Origin of the sequence: Chloroflexus sp. (genome assembly GCF_034432675.1) — a bacterium.
Taxonomy (GTDB): domain Bacteria; phylum Chloroflexota; class Chloroflexia; order Chloroflexales; family Chloroflexaceae; genus Chloroflexus.
Genome location: NZ_DAOUBI010000129.1, coordinates 1 through 16,365, shown reverse-complemented (window position 1 = coordinate 16,365; position 16,365 = coordinate 1). Strand labels below are relative to the sequence as shown.

Here is a 16,365-nt window from a genome sequence, read left to right as displayed (position 1 = left end):
ACGGCGCTGCCACGTTCTGCGCATCCGAACCGTCCGCATCAAGTCACCGTGCCCCAGGTGGCGGCGTGCGTGCTGGTGATGGTCGCCCGCGACCGCAGGTACCGCGCCACGGCAGCGTGGCTGTTGACCACAGCTCAGGTTCTCCAGGCGGTGGACCTGCCCACCGTCCCCGCTCACCCACCGTGCAGCGTATGCACGACGGTGCGCACGGTAGACGGTGCGCAGATGAAGAACCAGCTGCTGGATGAACAGGGGAGCGACGAAGCGTGCGTGGCTGCTGACCGCACTGGCTGTGCGCCGGGACCGGCCAGCCGGGATGACCTGACCCCGCACCGGGCCCCGCTCCCACCGGTGGGCAACGGGGGTAGAGGCGGTGGGCACGCGGTCGCAGGTCATCCTGGCCTGGCGTTCGGGGTGGGTCCCTGGCAGCGATGGGCCGTATGTGCCCGGCCTGTGGCGAGCTGTCCGCCGCGCTGGCCGGGACCGGGGCAGGCGGACGGCGTGGGTGATGATAGCCGCTGCGGGCGGTGATGGTCACACCGTTGGTGCGGATGCTCGCGTGCCACCCGTGCGACGTGGCGGGACGCTGGTGCATCCTGACCGCCGAGCGCACGCTGATCGCGTCGCGCACGCTCGCCTGGATGGCGTAGTTGGGCAGCGTTGGCAGAGCGAACCGGTGCACGCGGTGATGAAGCGCACGGTTGGTGACACGCTCCGTTTGCGCAAGCGCAGTCTGCAGCGGTGTGAGCCGATCAGCAATGGATTGGTCGCCAATATCCATCGGTACCTGCGTCTCGATTGATCCGATCGTTGCAACAAAGCATTTCGAGCACGTGAACGAATTGCTGGACATCGTCGGGTACGGCATGGCAGGCTAGCCTGGCGCAATCCGGGTACGTGTGCAGCTCGATGCTGTCGGGTGTGCGACCAAGCCGGTTTTGTCGGGTAATGACGCGTGTGCCGCCGTGGGGATGTGGCGGGAGTTGACGTCGCGGGTGGGGTTGATCGTGCGCTCAACCTACCATCGCCACCTGCCGCTGCAGGCGATAGATCGCGACCGACCACGCCTGTATGATGATGGTGATCGCACTTCTCCCTGCATGAATTTCAGAGGTCAGCAATTCCCTGCCTGACCTCAATCGAGTATCTGTGGTGTTTCCGCCAGGAAAACAGGGCGCAGCAACCTACTTTGTTATGATAGCCTCTCTGGGATTTCCAGGTGTCAAGGTGAAGATTTAAACCTGCTGTTTTTTTCACGCCATTGGTAATCGCAACATGCGTCGGATTGCTTTTGGATGCCAGAATGGCGTTGACGCTGGTAATCGTACATCTTGCTCACATTGTGCCTCTAACCACAATGCTTGCTGATCCGGAACATCTGGCAGCGGTGATGGTGGTGGAGGCGGCGGTAGAGGGGTGAGTAGACCCAATCTCATGAGGTTCCGGCGCATATCGATCTCCTTCTCTGAAGAAAATAGTCTTGTATATATAAAACCGGAATGTTGGTCAAATAGTTACACATATTTTTGGGTTGATTTTAGACGAACATATGTTTCTAATAGATTAGAACTCATTTCAAAATTCGGTCAACGCACCACAGCATGATAGCGACGAGGCAAAACGCACGATAGACATGCAGATGACGGTCAGAGTGCGCCACCAACCGACGGCAGGTGTCCATTCAGCCGAAGCAACGCTCAACCTTCCAGCGTTGCCCGTAGCTTGCGCCGGCATGCAGCGGACGTCTACGCTTGGGTTGCTTGCGGTTGGGCTGTGTCACGGGTGGAATGGTAGGTGTGATCCCACGCCGACGCAGGGTACGGCGAAACTCGGCGCTATCGTCGGCATTATCCGCCACCAATGCTTTCGGTCGCGTTGTGGGCCGGCTGCGGTTGCGCGGCACACGAATAGTCCGCACCGTCGGTTCAGCCAGTGTGCGTTCGTGCGGTTGTGCGCTGTCCACGTGCAGACCAATAGGCACGTCAGTGCCATCGGCCACTGCCATCACCGTCGAGCCGTCGTTTTGCCTCCGCCATCGCCCCCTTGTTCGCCGGAACGACGCTACTGTTGAGCAACGCCTGCGCCCACGCCAGCGTGCCGTCTGCATCGAGGTGGCTCACGAGGGGACGCCAAATGCGCTCCCAAGTCCCGTCCTGCGACCACTCGTGCCATCGTCGCCAAGCAGGTGCTGGGTAATCCGCACTCCTTCAGGAGGTCTGCCCAGGAACAGCCCGTGTACAGCACGGACAGTATGCCATTCAGTGTCCGGCGGTTGTCGGTGTGTGGACGACCTCGTGTACTTTGTTTCTTGGGGATGAGCGGTTCGATCACCGCCCATTGGTCATCGGTGAGGTCATGTCTGCTCATACCGCTATGCTAGCACAAGCAGATATTTTTGAAATAGGTTCTAGGCTACGGTAAGTGCATTGTTAATTGAAGCGTTAGCGCTTTTCAAGCGTTCGATAGCGCAAGAATGTCTTGCTTGACCAAATCTCAGGCGCTTTGGGTTGGTTTCCTATATTCTCAGCCTGACAATTCGCTGCACGTCTAGCCGTAGTGACCATTTGAAGTGAGGTTTAGCATATGAGTAACGAGCAAATATAGGGCGTTGTCATTGCCTGGTATGTGATAACGATGAAGTGCTTTGCTTCTGGGTATTCGATCATAGCCTGAAACGCATTGCTACCACCGACAGCAATGTTATTCACAGCGTCAAACCATCGCATTACGAGGTGAGCCTTGCAGCGATGCCTGTTCCTGGTTGTGCTCAGCGATTCGCGCTGATACTGGTAGTATGCTTCTATCATTCCATAGTTACAAGACAAACTTCGTCGGGTCTTCAATGAATGCTGTCCAGGCAATGATTGTGTGGGGAGTAATTGCGAACAGGCCACCGTTATCCCACTGATGGGGATAAGGCGCATAGCCCATCGTGGCGTATTTAGTTGTATAGGCTTGCGCTACGATGGTGGCTACTTCAGGGGCAGGTGTGTCGATGGCACGGGCAATCCCTTCGACAATCACAACATCCTCGCCGCTTTCCAGATGAATCACAACGTGTGGGTGGGTCGCAATGTTTCGTGCGTGACGGGTTGCCGGGCTGCCATCAAAGTAGAGCTTGCCATCAACCCAGACTGCCCACTTGGGCACAGCATGCGGACGGCCATCTGGCCTTACCGTGCATAACCAGTAGTTAATGGCATGGGTAAGGCGTTGTTCGACATAACTCCAGGGTAGAAGTGCTCTGGCATGTTCGACGTACCCTGGCGGGAAGTGGGGGCGAGTAATGCGTGGTGAACTCATTGGCTTTTTCTCCCCAATACGTTGGCAATGATTTCGCGTAGGTGCTGCTCGACTTCCCAGTTTTCTAGCACTTCTTCAGTATTCAGATCGTCATTTTACCTCCGTATAATCCGATTACTTGGTGTTCTCCAGGGGGAAACCATAACCGATTTGTAGTGGATATAATGATGGCGTGCCTTTTGTGAACAGTTCGATGTAACGCTTACGCAACAAGTACAAGGGGCATTGAGATGGGTTATCTGCTGTGATACGTACAGCCAGCAGGGTGCAGTTCTAGACCTGTTTTCTGTAGTGTACCTGTCGTATGTGGCATGCGCAAGAAATTATCTAGTGTTTGACAATTTGCATCCAATGGCTGTCTTCTGTAAGGGACAGAAGTGTCCCACGCAAAAGTCGGCGTGTCGGGTACAAGAGATTCATTCAACCTATCGTGCTATCGTGCTAAAATTCAGCACAAAAGTTCTTGACAGCTCAGTATACCTCTGCTATAATTCCGAACAAGTGAGCGATTGAACTTTTGTTCTAAGTACGTATTTTAGAGGAGGCCCGCCATGGCAGTGACCAGTCGTGAAATCCGCTCACCACGTCGAATGTCTTCGATTGCCGTGCCCAGGCCGGCACTCGGCAATTCTGCATACATCGTCACTGGTCTGCTGGCAGTTCTTGCCCTGTACGTGTTGGTGAGCGCTCTTGTTGGGTGGGGGCAGACGCTACTCGATGACTGGAGATACGGACGACCCCGTACATTCCATCTCACAGCAGAAGTCGGTCGGGCCGGGGAGACAGTCGGTCCTACCCGTCTGATCGCAATGAATCTTGACCGTCAGGTGCTTATTCTTGAGATTCCCGGTGGTGATGTGAACAAGACTCGAACAATCGTAGGTCCGTATCTGGTTGGTGCAAATGAGGATCTGACACCGATCACGATGCGTCTAGCTGATATGAATAGTGACGGTCTGTCAGATTTGATTGTTGGTATCAAGAATGAGGAGATCGTCTATCTCAACCGTGGTGATAGTTTTGGTCTGGTGACCGCTGAGGAGCGCCAGCAGATTTTGCGCCAGATGCCCGGTCGGTAAATCTGGCTGGTACAAACGTATCGTAAGATCACCGATATTTACACATGCTCAATGGCGAGTCGAGTGATGGAGGAGAGCAACTCCATCCTTGTACTATATTCATGATTCTATGGATGGACAGAAAATATGAGCTAACGCAGCTTTTGCCACATGGGGAAGCCCTGAAGCAGGCCGCGAGTTCCCGACTCTCCCAACCGTTCAGGAGCGGACAGAATATTTGATTGAACACGTCTTCTACCTCATCAGGAAGCCATAGGTAAAGCCTCTGGTGTTCCTATCAGGAATCACCAGCGTTGCTCGCCATACGCTCCTTATTCCTTATCGCAGCAGAGGAACGTGTGGCGAGGGCTTTCAGTTCGTCCTCAAACCCTATCTCACGTGTCCTTTTGCAAGTTCTGTCCACTCCTAAACTCGCTGATGGGGATGTCGCTACCCCTGGATGCACGCATCACTCGGGTCTGTTTTTGGTGTGCCACCCACCACACCTTACCCACGGTATTCCAATTCTCTCAAGCTGTCCGGGCTACCAATCCTGGCGTGGATACATTCTTTGGAGATACCCGATGCTGTGGAGGCTTGTGTGCGACAGGCACCCACCAGTTCTTCCTTTCGCAGCACGACAATCTTGTACAAGACCACAACAACAATATAACCACAATGGCTCATGTTCAAAAGTGGTGCAGCCAAACCAACTAAGAGCTACAACAGGGAGCCATACCACACCCACAGCTCGGACAAGTTAACGCTTGCAGATAGCAATAGCCCCTTAACCACAGTGCACTGCGCACATCTCAAAACGATCAACCATCGGTGTTTACTGCGGTGTAAGGGCGGCGTAGTACCTTATTGCACCGAGTTTGAACATGAGCCGACCACAATTTGTAAACGTACTGTCTACAGAAAAGCATTTGTCTGCCTGAGCAAACACCTTTCATAATAGCGAGCGCTCATTGCGTTGATGCGAGGCTACCATCATTCCGCGCACCGACATCGTATTCCTCGATCACGAGCGTATCTCTACTGCCGGGTTCCCTCGTTTCATCGTCGTTGCTGCTCCGGCAAAAAAGCCACCGGCGAGCGTAATGCATAACCAAATCCACGAATCGAACAAATAACCGGTTTGTCTGGGTCAACCTCCAGCTTTTGGCGCAGATAGTGGATACGTGCTTTGATTAGCTCGCGGGCTTCTGAGCGCGAGAATGCATGCGGATACAGAACCGCAGCCAGTGCTTCAAATGACGCTTTCTGGTGCAGTGAATCGGCAAGGCAACGTAAGAGGGCAATGTCACCTTTGCTCACTTTAATGACGGTGTCGGCAATAAAGACGCTCCCTTGATAGGGATCGACCAGCAATGGTACTGGTACCTCATAGATCGCCTGCGCCTGTGGTTCGGCGAGGTGTTTCCGCTTTTGTGCTGCGTGCAGCACTACTTGCTGTTGGATGTGGTCGATGATCGCCTGGACAGAACCCGATCCACCACGTTCCGACAGGTGTGATTGATAGCATGGAGAGGGGGAACTCCCGTTGTACCATATGGTGATCACATTCGGACATTGTTGCACATACTTTGCTGCTATGCGCCAGTGGACTGACGATAACAGGTCTACATTGAAAATCAACAGATCAAAGGTGCGTGTTTCCAGACAATGAAGCGCGATTGCAGGGTCACTCACCGCCAAAATAGCCCAATACGACTGGCTCAGGCCACAAATCAGGGCATCACGGCGGTGCGAATCACGCTCAGCCAGGAGAGCGGTTCCATGGAACATGATGATAACCTCGTGATGAACTCATTGTGTATGGGGTTAATCATACAATAATTCGACGAAACTTGCAATCAACCATAACTATTTAGTACTACCTGTCGCTACGCAATTCATGTTTTTGATAGTATATACTCGTGCCTCACAATCATTAAATATATAAATCCCACGTCGATATTGATCGATATGGAATGAGAGTCAAATATTTTTGGCATAGATAGATTGGACTCATTATCAATATCTACTCAGTATTATGTACGCAGTGTGTATGGACCGTACCGCTTGTCCATGACCGGCAATAACCGCCTTGAGTGGGGGTAATCCAGACAGTCCGGATTCTGAATGAACCTCCCTACGTAAAACGATACCGATGATAGCTATACCACAACTGGTATCAGCACGTAAATGTTCTCTTGCTATGGATGTGGCTTGTTGCGATTTGTGCCATATACTGCTGAGGTGCTGCCGACGGTGCGATATGCTTTATCCACCCGTTGCTCCTATGATGTAGCAGCTCACGGAGGCCGACTACCAGGAGGAACAACACGATGGTTGCACTCAATGTCTTACGGCGTAACCGCAGAGATCAATATGGGAAAGAGCGGTTCAAGCAAGCTGCCGGTCCGCTCGACGGACGTGCGAGAGGACGATGGCAAAGAGCTAGCCACGGTGGTACGGGACACCTGGCATTTTTCTGAGGACCGGGAGCACGCAGATGCCGGCCTCAGCACGTACATCTAGGTAATCGAAGGAAGCATCCTCCAGGCTGACGGTATCGCTGTAGCTGCCTGAGGTAACGATGAACTCGACCGGATAGCCGTTGTGGGTAAACATCAGGTGAATCGTGATCCTGGAGAAGGAGCACTACTTGCTGGCTGAATAGCTGCGATCCATATGTGTCCCCGGTGTCTCTGTGGTGAGAGGTGCACCACAGAGACACCGAGAGCATAGCGGGTGAGAGAGAACCCATCAGGAGCAACCCGAAGTACTTATAGACATCCTCTGAGTCTCTGTGGTAAGAGAGGCACCGAAAGCCCAGATGGTCGTAGCGGTACGTAAGGAAGCAACCTGGAGTGTAACACCAGACGAGCAGTACAAGTACCGCTTATCAGTAGCAGGAAACGCAACCTGTCTCAGAGTAGCGTCTCGTGCGACGACGTGTGCACTGAGTGGCGCCGTGTCGTGTTACGTCGTAGCTCCTCCAGGAAATATCCCGTGGTGCGTGCCTGACATGGACATGCGTTGCTGGCAAAAGCCATGTGGCCATAGGAACTATGGTATTGCTCCGTCACGTATTGCTTCTTCAGAGACCGGTATCTCAACCTGGTGTGATCCGGCTGGCTCTAGCGGCGCGATCACGAGCCGAAAACCGACCCCACGAACCAGGTGCAGATACCGTGGGGCGGCAGGATCAGCTTCGAGCTTGCGTCGCAAGCGCTGTATCCGGCTGCCAATCAGCCGGCGCAGTTCATCGGTGTCGTAGACATGCAGTCGTGGATACAGCAACCGGGCGATCTCGAGAAAGGTGCAGATACGGCCATTCGCCTGGTACAGGTAGTCAAGGATGATCAGTTCGCTCTCGCTGAGCGTAATCACCCGATCATCGATCTGCACGCGCTTCTGGATGGGGTCGAGGCAAAAGCGTGGTGGCTGCTGCTGCGGTGCTGGCACCAGATCGAGGCGATAGGCCAGCTCGCGCACGACTGTGAGCATCGTGGTATCTGGGGTAATGTCCATCGGTGTAGTGGGTATCCACATCACGTGGGCCGATGATGGTAGTGGACGCAGCGGTACCGGAGAGTCATCGACCAGCATAATGACGGTTTGGTCTGCCGATACCGTGGCGAGGAAGCGTGATAGCGCTGCCGAAGTATGTTCCAGATCGGAGAGATGTAGAATGTACAATGGCACCACACAATGCTGGACAATGTGGGTGGCCATGTCGAGATTAGTTACATTGAGCACGGCCCAGTACCATTGATGCAAAGTATGTATCAGGTTCATCCGGCGTTTGTGATCCGGTTCCAGGAGAAGTGCAACTCCGCGATGCATGGGTATACCTGTATATCTTCATATATCTTCGTTGTACAGCATTCATTTGTTGGGCAGATTATAAAAGAGACGGTAGTTTTATGCAAGTAAAGATATTGATATATAGATATGTATACTTATCTTGAATTCAAGTAAGAGAACTTGCTGAATTTCTGCACAGAACGTATATACAGGCATCGCCGTCAGGTGAAGATAGATCGTGTCAGGCTAATCGCATTGGCTACTGTTACCGCCCATCCTGGCTACGCAATGTGCTCTTCGGGCGGAGCGCGAGTCTGGTCAAGATGATGCCTTCAATCAACCCGTTATCTGCACTCCGGGCACCTCACAGATCAGATCTGGCCCGTACAACCCTGCCGGTGTATGAAAACCTGCCTCGTAAGTACCTGCCAGAACACGGCGTACAATAAGCAATGCTGTGGCTACCGTAAGGGAATATCCTTCAGGCCCGATCAGCCGACCGGTAACTCGCTGCCCGGTTTTGTCGGTGACTTCACCGACGATGATGCTCTTTCCTTTTGCCCGCATTGTGGCATCCGGGCCATCAAGCGTGTGGCGTAGCCAGTTCTGGAGGCTAGTGCGGATTGGTTTAAGGTGGATCAGGGGAAGTATGGTGCGTACCAGTCCGAGCCACGGTAGGTTTCGGCGCGAAATAGCGACGAAAACCTTGATATTGGGAATGCCGGTCGTGTAGTAGGCCGTAGCGACATCGCCCCACGGAATACTCACACACGGTTGTGGTCCGCGTCCGAAATCAAAGGTTTGCACCTCATGGAGTGGTGGTGTGCTGACAAGCTGCCCGTCCCGCCGTTCGCATCCGCGATGGGCCATGGTCAGCATTGTGATGGCTGTGCCGCGTGAGATGCTGCCGAGCGCCTGAAATGCCAGCGCCAGATTGTTCGCACCCGGCAGACGACGCGCCAGATGCGCCGCCAGACAATCGGAGGGTACGACATCAAAGCCAACCCCTGGCATAAGCATGACTCCGGCCTGGCGGGCAGTCTGATCCTGGCGTGCCAGTGCTTCAAAAACGCTTATCTCACCCGTGATGTCAAGGTAGTGGACACCACTGCTCAGACATGCCTTCACCATTGGCGCACTGGTCTCCTGGAATGGGCCGGCGCAGTGGAGAACGAGCTGCATGCCTTCAAGCGCACGACGCAGGGCTGCTTCATCATCCAATCGGCAGATGGTAAAGGGTAGATGCAGTTCATTTGCCAGCGCCGTTATCTGTGTTGCATTACGCCCGGCGAGTTGTGGTCGCAAACCGGCCTGCACTGCTGCACGTGCGATCAGTCGTCCGGTATAGCCGTTGGCGCCGTAGATCATCCATTCAGCCATGGTTGTTGCTCCGTATTGAGGTTGCGGTACCACCTTCCTATTATCACCCATCCTGGCGGGTGCAGCGTTGCCGGCACGTGTTGTACATCAGTCTGCTACAATTGCTGCGCAGCAACGCTTTTGATCAGGGAAGAGGTACACCTATGACTGATACCGGGCTATGTCTCCAGCCGGCTACCACTATTGCGCACCTGATTCGACAACGCGCTGTTTCGGCAACTGAAGTGCTGGCTGCCCATCTCGAACGCATCGCCACGCTGAATCCGCTGGTCAACGCTATCGTGACCCTCGACATTGATGGTGCCCAGGCTCGTGCGCGAGCGGTTGATGAAGCCCTTGCCCGGGGTGACGACCCAGGGCCGTTAGCCGGTTTGCCGGTCGCTCACAAGGACCTGGCCGAGACTAAGGGGATGCGAACAACCTATGGTTCTCCGATTTTTGCTGATTTCGTTCCCGATTTTGATGCGCTGATCGTTGCCCGGCTCAAAGCAGCCGGTGCGGTCACGGTTGGGAAGACGAATACACCGGAATTTGGCGCCGGTTCGCAAACCTTCAATCCTGTCTTTGGTCCTACCCGCAATCCCTACGATCTGAGTAAGACGTGTGGAGGGAGTAGTGGTGGAGCTGCCGTTGCCCTGGCTTGTGGGATGATTGCGATTGCCGACGGCAGCGATCTAGGCGGATCGTTACGCAATCCGGCCGGCTATTGCAATGTCGTGGGCTTTCGTCCTTCGCCGGGGAGAGTGCCGGTCTGGCCTGACCCGACTCCTTTTCTACCGTTTGCTATCGATGGCCCGATGGCGCGCACGGTTGCCGATATTGCCCTGATCTTGCAGGCTATTGCCGGCCCCGACTTGCGAGCGCCACTCTCGATCAGTGAACCGCCCTCGCTCTTTGCCCAACCGCTAGAGCGTGATTTGCGCGGTGTGCGCATTGCCTGGAGTCCTGATTTGGGTGGATTACCGGTTGATCCGCGGGTGGCTGAGGTTGTCGCTGCCCAGCGCGATGTCTTCGCACAGCTCGGCTGTATTGTTGAAGAGGCAACGCCCGATCTCAGTGATGCCGATGAGATCTTTCAAGTCATGCGCGCCTTCCGCTACGAACTGACTCTTGGCGAGTTACTGGATCGCGAACGTCACCGCATCAAAGACACTGTGGTCTGGAATATTGAAGCCGGACGTGCCTTAAGCGGGCCACAAGTCGGGCGAGCGATGCGCCTCCACGCTGCTCTCCTGGCCCGTGTGTATGAATTTATGCAAACCTATGAATTCATCATTGCCCCGGTGAGCCAGGTGCCACCGTTTCTGGTTGAACAACCGTACATTACCGAGATTAATGGCATACCAATGCAGAACTATATTGAATGGATGCGTTCGTGTTACTACATCTCTGTCTGCAACCTGCCGGCCATTTCGGTACCGGCCGGCTTTACCCGCGATGGACTACCGGTTGGAATCCAAATCATTTGCCGTCCACGTGCCGATCTAAGCGTGCTCCAACTGGCGTATGCCTTTGAACAGGCGACGCAACACTGGCAACGTCACCCTCAACTGGCCACAGGTTGAAATTGAGAGTGCTATAATGGAGGTGTGCAAACGACATCAGCGCCAGTAAAAATACCACCTGTCTTGGGGCGACCACAGATCATCTTCTTTTGTGAACTGGAAGGGCCACCCCTCCTTGAGTTACTTGCTACGCCAGGATTACTCTCGTTCCTGGCGGCGGGCGAGTATGGTGTTGCCGTTGCGCTCCACAACCTGTCACACGAGACAGCGCAGGCGATTACGACGCTCAATCAGCATCGGATTCCGGTTATTGCGTGGCTGCTCTTGTCGGCAGAAGAGGGTTTCTGGTTCAACCTGCAAAATTATCCACAGGCCATCGAGCGTTACCGGTCGGTACGGCAGTGGGCACAGGCACACCAGTTGCAGTTCCAGGCCATTGGTCTTGACATTGAACCGCCGTTGGGTGAAGTGATTGCCAGTCGCCGCCGTGGTATTCGTGACATTGCCCGCCGTATCTGGTTAGCGAACGAGAATGTGCTCTACCAGAGTGCGCACGCTGCCTATGTCGATCTGATCGCTGAGATTCATCACGATGGCTACGAGGTTCATACCTACCAGTTGCCACTCATCGTAGATGATCGTCGTGCGGCAACAACGACAATTCAGCGTGCCCTTGATATCGTCGATCTTCCAGCCGATGTTGAAGTGCTGCTTTGCTTCAGCAGTGTGCCCATCAACCAATTGGGTAACGATCTTGGTGGTGCTCTGATCGATAGTTATGGTCCTTCTGCCGATGCAATTGGGGTTGGATGTATTGTGGGCAGTGCCGTGCGGGCAAGTAGTGCCGAAGATCTGCCACCGTTGACGTGGGATGCCCTGGAACGAGATTTACAACTGGCGGCACATTACACCGATACAGTCTACCTCTTTTCGCTGGAAGGATGTGTTGAACGAGGTTTATTACCGCGTCTGCAACAGATTGACTGGACAGCAACGCCACGACCTGATGTTAGCCGGCGTTTGCTCGTCAAAAGCCTGCGCGTGCTGCTCCTGGTGGTGATGCTCGCAATGCGCTTTAGCCGTCCGCTTCTCGCCTGGTCGGGCTGGATTGTGGCGGCGTTCTTACTCATTCGCTTACGTCAACAGAAACGCTATGACAACTAATCCTCCGCTTGACGTTGAAACGGCATTACGTGCCGAAATGGTTCTTTGTGGTCGTTTACTCTACGAACGTGGGCTAGTGGTTGCCGGTGACGGTAATCTCTCGGCACGCCTGCCAGATGACACTATCCTGATCACCCCTGCTGGCCTGGCCAAGGGGATGTTGACGGTTGACGATCTCCTTGTTATCGACCTCGATGGTCGATTGGTGCGTGGTGCACCGGGCCGCCAACCATCGTCAGAGCGCTATCTCCATCTCTTTGTCTATCGTCATCGCCCCGACATTATGGCGTGTATTCATGCGCATCCGCCTACAGCGGTTGGGGCAACCCTGGCAGGTTTCAGTCTGGCCGAGCCGTTACTGCCGGAAGCGTTAATTGCCCTCGGCCCGATTCCAACCGCCCCATACGCACTAACCGGTACGACCGAGATGGGGGCTGCCATTGAGCCATTTGTTGCCGATCATGAAGCGATCTTGCTTGCCTATCACGGTGCAGTAACTTACGGGACAACATTACTGCAAGCCTTTCACCGTATGGAGCAGATTGAACACTGTGCACGTACGTTGCTGGCAGCTCATTTGTTTGGAGGAGCACGTCCATTACCGCCAGAACGACTCGCCGAATTGCAGGAAGTGCGACGTGCCTTTCGCGCTGCTGGTCGGATTTAAGTGACGAGGAGGATGGTATGAAGCTCTCACCAGCAAAGGTTGAGCAATTAGCTGCAATGCTGGTTGATGTTTTGGCCGAGACTGATGGGGTCTTGTTTCAGGCCGGAGACCCCGAATTGCGGGCAGCGATCCGCGAGATCATGACCGATGAGTTAGAGGTCGAAGATCGCCTGAATGCCGAAGTTCATCAGTTACTGCAAGCGTATAAATACGAGATTACGCAGGGTCGCCTTGATTACGATACCCTCTTTCGGCGTATACGGCAGCGACTGATCGCTGAGCGCAAAATTGTGCTCTGATGCTGTGGTTCGGCTGTCGTCTGTTTGTTTGGGAAGCCGTACATTGCTCTCTGTTGGGCTGCCCTTATAGAAAGACGCGGTATGATAAAGTCAGATCAGCGTGAACAAACAACTGCGGCAACCGAATCTGATGCTGGCTATAGCAGCGTTGGCAGCAATCTGGCGGTTACGCGCAGGGACCAGCGGCAGTTCCCGGGTGCCGGATTGATCACATCCGGCATCCTGATCACTATCCTGGCTACTGCTATTCAAACGAGTTCTCTTGAAGTGCGGGCAGGTCAGATCATCGTTGATAACAACGGTCTATTCCGTCTTGTGCAACTGATGGCATTACCATTGCTCGTTGAAGGAGTACGTGCCGGGTTACAACTGGATCGTGAAGTATGAGCTCTTGGATGCGAGTATTCTGTTTCCTGGTAGTCATGCTCGTCGTTGTCGCGTGCAGTAGAGGAGTGGCACCGGTACGGGAAACCCAAATTGTCGATGGCCTGACGATTACCCTGGAAACGCCTGATCGTCCACGGATCAATACTGCGGTCGATTTTGTGGTATTGCTGCATGATCGGCAAGGAAATGTTATCAACGATGCTTACGTCTATCTCGACCTCGATATGCCGGCGATGCCGATGGGGGTCACGCGACCGGTAGCCTCACCGGATGGGGCGGGACGCTATTGGGCACGCACTGCATATACAATGGAAGGATTATGGGAAATTACCGTTGTGGTGGAATGGGAAGCAACGACCTATCGGGCTACTTTTCGCCGTGACGTTCTACAATAAGATGGAGTTAATCATGATACGCCAGCGTCTTTCTATGTTCTTGACTACCACATTGTTAATGCTCGTTGTTGCGGGGTGTGGTCAGCCTGCGGCAACCCCGACCCCTGCTGCACTGCCGATTGCACCGGTGATCGCGGCCTCTGAGCTGGTCGTCGGTATCAATCGCCTTCCATTTGGTTTACTGCAGGGTGGTGTACCGCTGAACAATCCTGACCTGACCCTGGACGTAGCCCTATATTATGTTGGCCCTGGTGGTGATCGTACCAAGCCAGTAGCGACAACCCAGGCAGTTTATCGTGGTCAGGGACTACCGGTTGGCCTCTACGTTGCCTACGCGACCTTTGATCGAGCGGGTGGTTGGGAAGCCGAAATCACTATTCCGCAAACCGATGGGCCACAGTCTTCGCGTATTCGTCTTGACGTCAGTGAACGTGCGTTCGCCCCAATGGTAGGAGATCGAGCGATTCCGGTACAGAATCTGACGGCTGCTGATGTTCCGGCGCTTGATCAGCTTACTTCGGATCCACGCCCTGACCCCGACTTCTACCAGATGACGATTGCTGAGGCAATGGAGGCCGGTAAGCCGTTCGTCGTCTCTTTTGCGACACCGGGTTACTGCCAGACAGCGGTATGTGCACCAAATATGGCAGTCCTGAAGCAGCTCAAGAGCGAATTCGGTGATCGGGTCAACTTCATTCACGTTGAAGTCTATCCGTACCCATTTGGCGAGTCATTTCAGCAGGCCAGAATGGTCGATGCGATGAAAGAATGGAGTCTGCGCACCGAGCCATGGACATTCCTGATTGATCGCGATGGCATTATCCAGGCCCGGTATGAGGGCGGCATCACGTTTGCCGAACTACGACCGGCGATTGCCCAACTTGCAGAGGGGCAACCGGTTAATCCTGCACCGTAAATAGCGAGCCGAATCCCACATCGGGCCTGATCGAACGTTCGTGCGTTGCGTCCAGAGGAGTTAAAACGGGCGATACACACGTGTCCAATGAATCAAAGATAGCCTGCCATTCATGCAGCGGACGTTGGCGAAAAATATCAGACAAAGCACTAATTACCATAGGTTGTGCTGATTGTTCATATTGGAGTGGAATTAAATCTGGTCGTTCGATAACCGTACAGACACGTTGCCAGAAATGCGCTTCCAGGGCTGCTACGGCCAGATACCGGTGGTCGGCAGTCTGGTAGAGGCGATAACAGGCAAATTGACCGTTAAGCGTATCATCAGTCAAGAGACCGGCCAGGGCGAGGGCAAGGGCAGGCATATTCAGCCACTGCGCAGCACTCAGCAGTGATGTTTCGATCCGCCCGCCGCGATTAGACGTGTGGCGAGCTAACAATCCTGCGAGCACCCCGGCTGCGGCGGCCAGACCACTCACCATATCAGCCGCATGCACTCCTGGTGTGCGCGGATCATCTGCACTTGCAGCGAGAACACCGCCAAGCGCCTGGGCATTCAGGTCATGCAACGCCATATGGCGATGAGGGTGTTCAGGTGGTAAACCACTGATCGTCACAATCAGCAATCGGGGATTGGTTTCCAGCAACGTTTCATCTGTCAGACCAAGTCGACCAAGCGCACCGGGACGGAGACCATCGATCAACACATCAGCAGATCGGATCAGATCATACAGCTTCGCCTGGTCAGCGGGTTGACGCAAATTTAGCGTGTAGCATTGCTTTGTACGGTTCAGGATCGCAAACAGCGGATGCTCGCCACTATGATCAGAGGGAGGGAAAGCACGCATTGGGTCGCCACCTGGACGCTCAATCTTCACCACCGTTGCGCCGAGACTGGCCAGCAGCGCACCACACAGGGGTCCTGGAATATAGCTGGCAATTTCAACCACTGACACGCCGTCTAGGATATGCGAGAGTTTCAGCATAGCACCTCATCAATCATGCTTACCCGGATCATCTTCATCGTATCACAACCATGAATGGTCAAAAAAGTTGTAAAAAATCCATTCAACTGATCAAATGAAAAGGGGCGTTTTATCTCTTGCTGAAGCGATAAAAGTTGATTTTTGGAAACCTCTTGACAACCTACGACCGACGTGCTATACTACGCGAGCTGGAACGAACGAGGTCTCACTCGCAGACAGCGAGGCAGATCAAACAAGTGGAGAGCAAAACCGAGCGAAACGCGCTGAAGACAATTCAGAGACGTCGCCAGGAAACTTCAGTAACGCTGAACTTTCCTGGTTTTGTTTTCTCCGACGTTCCGCGCAAGCACCTTCACAACTGAATGACGAGAATAGCCGAATTAAGCACCACGTCAATTCGGTGAAGGGAAGCAGCGAATGCTGTAACTCGACACCAGCAATGTAGAGTTTGATCCTGGCTCAGGACGAACGCTGGCGGCGTGCCTAATGCATGCAAGTCGAACGCAGC

The 16,365-nt window shown here is 54.1% G+C and carries 17 protein-coding genes and 1 rRNA gene; 10 read left to right on the top strand and 8 right to left on the bottom strand.

All coding sequences use genetic code 11. The features are described from left to right. Nucleotides 1-508: 508 nt before the first annotated feature. Nucleotides 509-802 (top strand): hypothetical protein, encoded by a 294-nt coding sequence (locus VAE55_RS09570; RefSeq protein WP_322815560.1) that lies wholly within the window; start codon nucleotides 509-511, stop codon nucleotides 800-802. 879 nt (nucleotides 803-1,681) lie between these two features. Here the strand turns inward: VAE55_RS09570 and VAE55_RS09565 are convergent. The 4 genes from VAE55_RS09565 to VAE55_RS09555 all read right to left on the bottom strand — a co-directional run bounded on the left by VAE55_RS09565 (nucleotide 1,682) and on the right by VAE55_RS09555 (nucleotide 3,303). Continuing rightward, nucleotides 1,682-1,999 carry a transposase gene (locus VAE55_RS09565; protein ID WP_322815559.1) on the bottom strand — a complete coding sequence of 106 codons (318 nt, stop codon included), beginning with the start codon at nucleotides 1,997-1,999 and terminating at the stop codon, nucleotides 1,682-1,684. Then, on the bottom strand, nucleotides 1,983-2,120 hold the full coding sequence (locus VAE55_RS09560) for a hypothetical protein (protein WP_322815558.1): 138 nt from the start codon (nucleotides 2,118-2,120) through the stop codon (nucleotides 1,983-1,985). Before VAE55_RS09560 ends, VAE55_RS09565 begins: the two co-directional genes overlap by 17 nt. Further along, nucleotides 2,062-2,367, bottom strand: coding sequence for a transposase (locus VAE55_RS19150; protein ID WP_416181186.1), 306 nt, complete (start codon nucleotides 2,365-2,367; stop codon nucleotides 2,062-2,064). The genes VAE55_RS09560 and VAE55_RS19150 overlap by 59 nt, the downstream gene beginning before the upstream one ends. 447 nt (nucleotides 2,368-2,814) lie before the next feature. After that, nucleotides 2,815-3,303, bottom strand: a complete 489-nt coding sequence (locus VAE55_RS09555; RefSeq protein WP_322815557.1) for a pyridoxamine 5'-phosphate oxidase family protein — start codon at nucleotides 3,301-3,303, stop codon at nucleotides 2,815-2,817. A gap of 551 nt (nucleotides 3,304-3,854) precedes the next feature. On the opposite strand from VAE55_RS09555, the gene VAE55_RS09550 reads away from it, so the two are divergent. Then, nucleotides 3,855-4,382, top strand: coding sequence for a hypothetical protein (locus VAE55_RS09550; protein ID WP_322815556.1), 528 nt, complete (start codon nucleotides 3,855-3,857; stop codon nucleotides 4,380-4,382). A gap of 1,038 nt (nucleotides 4,383-5,420) precedes the next feature. On the opposite strand, the gene VAE55_RS09545 is transcribed toward VAE55_RS09550, so the two are convergent. The 3 genes from VAE55_RS09545 to VAE55_RS09535 form a co-directional block, all read right to left on the bottom strand. After that, nucleotides 5,421-6,152 carry a winged helix-turn-helix domain-containing protein gene (locus tag VAE55_RS09545; RefSeq protein WP_322815555.1) on the bottom strand — a complete coding sequence of 244 codons (732 nt, stop codon included), beginning with the start codon at nucleotides 6,150-6,152 and terminating at the stop codon, nucleotides 5,421-5,423. 1,266 nt (nucleotides 6,153-7,418) lie between these two features. Then, on the bottom strand, nucleotides 7,419-8,198 hold the full coding sequence (locus VAE55_RS09540) for a winged helix-turn-helix domain-containing protein (protein WP_322815554.1): 780 nt from the start codon (nucleotides 8,196-8,198) through the stop codon (nucleotides 7,419-7,421). Between the two features lie 297 nt (nucleotides 8,199-8,495). After that, nucleotides 8,496-9,539, bottom strand: coding sequence for a saccharopine dehydrogenase family protein (locus VAE55_RS09535; RefSeq protein ID WP_322815553.1), 1,044 nt, complete (start codon nucleotides 9,537-9,539; stop codon nucleotides 8,496-8,498). A 143-nt stretch (nucleotides 9,540-9,682) separates the two neighbouring features. Between VAE55_RS09535 and VAE55_RS09530 the strand changes: the two genes are divergently transcribed. The 7 genes from VAE55_RS09530 to VAE55_RS09500 all read left to right on the top strand — a co-directional run bounded on the left by VAE55_RS09530 (nucleotide 9,683) and on the right by VAE55_RS09500 (nucleotide 14,872). Further along, on the top strand, nucleotides 9,683-11,104 hold the full coding sequence (locus VAE55_RS09530) for an amidase (protein WP_322815552.1): 1,422 nt from the start codon (nucleotides 9,683-9,685) through the stop codon (nucleotides 11,102-11,104). 24 nt (nucleotides 11,105-11,128) lie between these two features. Further along, nucleotides 11,129-12,208, top strand: coding sequence for a hypothetical protein (locus tag VAE55_RS09525; protein ID WP_322815551.1), 1,080 nt, complete (start codon nucleotides 11,129-11,131; stop codon nucleotides 12,206-12,208). Next, nucleotides 12,198-12,875, top strand: coding sequence for a class II aldolase/adducin family protein (locus tag VAE55_RS09520; protein ID WP_322815550.1), 678 nt, complete (start codon nucleotides 12,198-12,200; stop codon nucleotides 12,873-12,875). The genes VAE55_RS09525 and VAE55_RS09520 overlap by 11 nt, the downstream gene beginning before the upstream one ends. A gap of 17 nt (nucleotides 12,876-12,892) precedes the next feature. Next, nucleotides 12,893-13,174 (top strand): DUF507 family protein, encoded by a 282-nt coding sequence (locus VAE55_RS09515; protein ID WP_322815549.1) that lies wholly within the window; start codon nucleotides 12,893-12,895, stop codon nucleotides 13,172-13,174. Between the two features lie 81 nt (nucleotides 13,175-13,255). Then, nucleotides 13,256-13,561, top strand: coding sequence for a DUF6962 family protein (locus tag VAE55_RS09510; protein ID WP_322815548.1), 306 nt, complete (start codon nucleotides 13,256-13,258; stop codon nucleotides 13,559-13,561). 8 nt (nucleotides 13,562-13,569) lie between these two features. After that, nucleotides 13,570-13,956, top strand: a complete 387-nt coding sequence (locus tag VAE55_RS09505) for a FixH family protein (protein WP_322815547.1) — start codon at nucleotides 13,570-13,572, stop codon at nucleotides 13,954-13,956. A 13-nt stretch (nucleotides 13,957-13,969) separates the two neighbouring features. Beyond that, nucleotides 13,970-14,872 (top strand): TlpA family protein disulfide reductase, encoded by a 903-nt coding sequence (locus VAE55_RS09500; protein ID WP_322815546.1) that lies wholly within the window; start codon nucleotides 13,970-13,972, stop codon nucleotides 14,870-14,872. Here the strand turns inward: VAE55_RS09500 and VAE55_RS09495 are convergent. Next, nucleotides 14,856-15,857, bottom strand: a complete 1,002-nt coding sequence (locus tag VAE55_RS09495) for a CaiB/BaiF CoA transferase family protein (protein WP_322815545.1) — start codon at nucleotides 15,855-15,857, stop codon at nucleotides 14,856-14,858. The genes VAE55_RS09500 and VAE55_RS09495 overlap by 17 nt on opposite strands. A 436-nt stretch (nucleotides 15,858-16,293) precedes the next feature. Between VAE55_RS09495 and VAE55_RS09490 the strand changes: the two genes are divergently transcribed. Beyond that, nucleotides 16,294-16,365, top strand: a 16S ribosomal RNA gene (locus tag VAE55_RS09490); the annotation flags it as partial.